The organism is Bacteroides sp. An19 (genome assembly GCF_002160215.1).
Lineage (GTDB): Bacteria > Bacteroidota > Bacteroidia > Bacteroidales > Bacteroidaceae > Phocaeicola > Phocaeicola intestinalis.
Genome location: NZ_NFKD01000122.1, coordinates 1 through 3,207 on the forward strand (window position 1 = coordinate 1; position 3,207 = coordinate 3,207).

Annotated in this window: 2 protein-coding genes and 1 pseudogene; 1 reads left to right on the forward strand and 2 read right to left on the reverse strand. The window is 35.5% G+C overall.

The annotated features are described in order from the left end of the window. The coding region (locus tag B5F25_RS20680) for a hypothetical protein (RefSeq protein ID WP_206423576.1) at positions 1-1,327 on the forward strand (1,327 nt) is incomplete at its 5' end. A 139-nt stretch (positions 1,328-1,466) separates the two neighbouring features. Here B5F25_RS20680 and B5F25_RS20685 read toward each other — a convergent pair. Then, entirely contained in the window at positions 1,467-1,907 is a 441-nt protein-coding gene (locus tag B5F25_RS20685; protein WP_087251728.1) for an SGNH/GDSL hydrolase family protein, read from the reverse strand. Positions 1,908-1,949: 42 nt separating this feature from the next. Further along, positions 1,950-3,207, reverse strand: a pseudogene (locus tag B5F25_RS22065) (hypothetical protein); the annotation flags it as partial.

Here is a 3,207-nt window from a genome sequence, read left to right on the forward strand (position 1 = left end):
AGTTCCGGCAGAACTTAGGACTGCAGGGCTTACCGTCAGCTTCATGAATGCAGATGGTGATATGGAAAAATGGGAGTTCAGCGGAGGTTCCTGGAAGGCTGGCGGCTTTGAGAAGGTGGGGGCCGGGAAGCTTGGTGAGCTAGAACAAACATTAAGTAAATATTTACTGTCTAATAATGTTGATGTTATTAAGGCTGTGAATGAAATATATATGCCTAAAGAGATATACGACAAATACCCAGATGGAGTATATTTATGGAATATTGGTAAACTAAGAAGTGGTAACATAACAGTACAAATTTACGGTCTGAAAAGTGATGGAGGACAAGAAGAAATAAAGAATTTCTATACTGAAAGTTTTGGTGAAGTTGAATATATATCAAATGATTGCTCATTTATAATTGATATGACTAACTTGGACCAAACGGCTGGTGCATATCAAGATATTAAGATACCACTTAGAAAAAATGTTACAATTAAAGAATATTCACCAATAATATATCAAAATTCATCAAATAATCAATGGTATGGGAAAAAGATAATTTGGCTTGGAACGTCAGTTCCTTATGGACAATATGCTACTAAGTCATACGCACTTGAAGCTGCCAATAAGCTTGGATTTAATCTGATTAATACTTCAATGCCAGGACAAAGAATACATGGTTACTATGATGAAGAACATGACGTTATCATGGGTGGGCAAGGAACGATAGAAGAACCAACAAATGCTTATGCTACAACCATTTCAAAGTCTGAATATATTGCTGCAAAAGAAGCTGGTGTAAGTACAGCCGAAATAGCTTCTTCTTCATCGCCTTGGGCGCCAAATAAAGGAGGAAGTTCATATACATGGACTTGGGAAAATATATTTGTAGAAGAGAACGCCGACGCAGATTTATGGGTATTCGATGTTGTACCTAACAATACAAACTTTGAAACAACAGACTGGGATTTATTTGACAAAGAAAATTGGAGATATTCTGATGACTCTGATTTTTCTGAACATAGACTTACTTTTTTAGGAGCCTTACTTTTCCTGATGAATAAAATGTATGAATTAAACCCGAAAGCAAGATTAGTTTTTGTATTAGGTACGACTTACGCATATAATGAAGGTAAATCCAACTTAGAACTTGTACGCAACGCTTGGAATATACATATTATAGATTTATGGGGGAAAATAAATACATCTTTGCCATCAATTAAATATTTATATTCTGAATATACAGGTGTTGATGGAGGGCAAAAAATTAATAGACACCCATCAACATTTGGGCATGAAAAAATGGGAGAAATGTTGGCAAATGAATTATTGTTAATTTCGTAGATTGTAGAATAACCCAGTAAGTTTATAAATTTAGTGTTTAATTGGGTATGCTTCAAATCAAGTGGAAAGTGAATAAAGGGAGGAATTATCCTCCCTTCAAAATAGTCTCCAACTCGAACTTACCGAGTTATTCTACTAACTATGTAGGGTCTGTAGTGTATGTAGTACCGATTAATCCAACATCTTTAAACTTGCCGGGGTTTTTTCTGATTATCCAATCAATATAAGCCATAAATAGATAAGCTGTGTAAAGATAACCTGCTGGATTAAGGTGACCTCCCAAATAATAATTATCTTTAAACGTTGGATTTTCATACATTGATTGATACTGTTTCAAATCAATCAAAAACACGTTGTCAAATTTTGTTGGCATAGCTTGTATAATTGGATTTAGATTACTATTTCTCGGCATAGATACAATAAATATTTTGCATCTTGGTTGAATGCTTCTCAATCTCTGAATTAGTCCGCCATAATTTCCAGCAAATGTATCGGCATTATTGTTATAATCAGATAAATCTATATCTGTATCAAGATTACCTGGTTCCGGTTTTGTTTTATCTGTATCGTTAACACCCAATGCAATAATATATGCTTGCTTTGGATTATTTTGTGCACCTCCTCATGTTCTTTCAGTCGAACCAGAAATCCAGCCTTTAACTGTTTGTCCGCCTTGGGAAAAGTTATACCCATCAGCACCACATAACCTACAAATTTGTTGTCCCCAACTGTATTCATACTTATCTATGTATTTCTTTGTTGACCCGTCATAACATTCGAACTCCCCTGAACATAAACTATCTCCTATAAATCCCCAGTCTCTGAATATTGCGGTGTACCCAGGTACCCTTAATATATGATTTATTGGGTTGTCATTAATTGAAGGAATAAAATCAGCATCAAAAATTATGTTTGAATTATTCAAATTTTCTACAGCTTTGTTTAACTCTTCAATATTTTCAACAATGCTCTCAGCATCAGCAACATAAATTTTGAATGATATGTCGAAGTCACTGTCAGGATATGTTTTAAAACCAAAAGTTCCAATAACACCGTCTTCATCGTATTGTAATTCCAATTCTCCGGTTCCATTATTCATTTGTATACCGGGAGAAACCCTTCCGCTTGTGGACAAATCCACATTACCAGCAATCATGAAACTTGTCTTTCTGTCACTTTCCGCGGTGATGCGGATTTTCTGGCCTGACTTAAATTGTGTGTTAAGGTCTATCTGATAATTAGAAGATGTTACAGACAATTCCTTCTCTGTTGATGGAAGGCCTATAACACTCCTTAATTCATAAATATCATCGTTGAGCTTTTCAATACTAGTATTTATCTTTTCATCGAAGTCATTTCTAAACTTCATGTCTGCAAATACTATTTTGCACCCTGTATATGTAAGTGATGTTATTATATCTGTATCAACGACAAGGTGAATATAAAAATTGGAGTCAGAATAGGTATATTCATAGATGCCAGTTGGCTTCTCATCAATATCCCAAAATATATCAACTAACAACGGCGAAACAAAAGGGTATACGTCATCACATTGGATATAAAAACGTTTATAAGCTTCATAATAACCTAGTGACAAGTACAATTCGTTAGTGCCTAATGATGTTAATTTTTCAGTACTTGCATACGCCTCAATTGCTATTATTGCGTTAGCAATATCGTTTTTTGTTATATCCGTAGGATGTAGGAAGTTTTTTCGAAATACAGAAACCTTTTGAGATAATTCACCAAGCCTTCCAGCCCCCACCTTCTCAAAGCCGCCGACCGCCCAGGAACCTCCGCTGAACTCCCATTTTTCCGTGTCTCCATCTGAATTAATGAAGCTGACGGTAAGCCCTGCAGTCCTAAGTTCTGCCGGAACT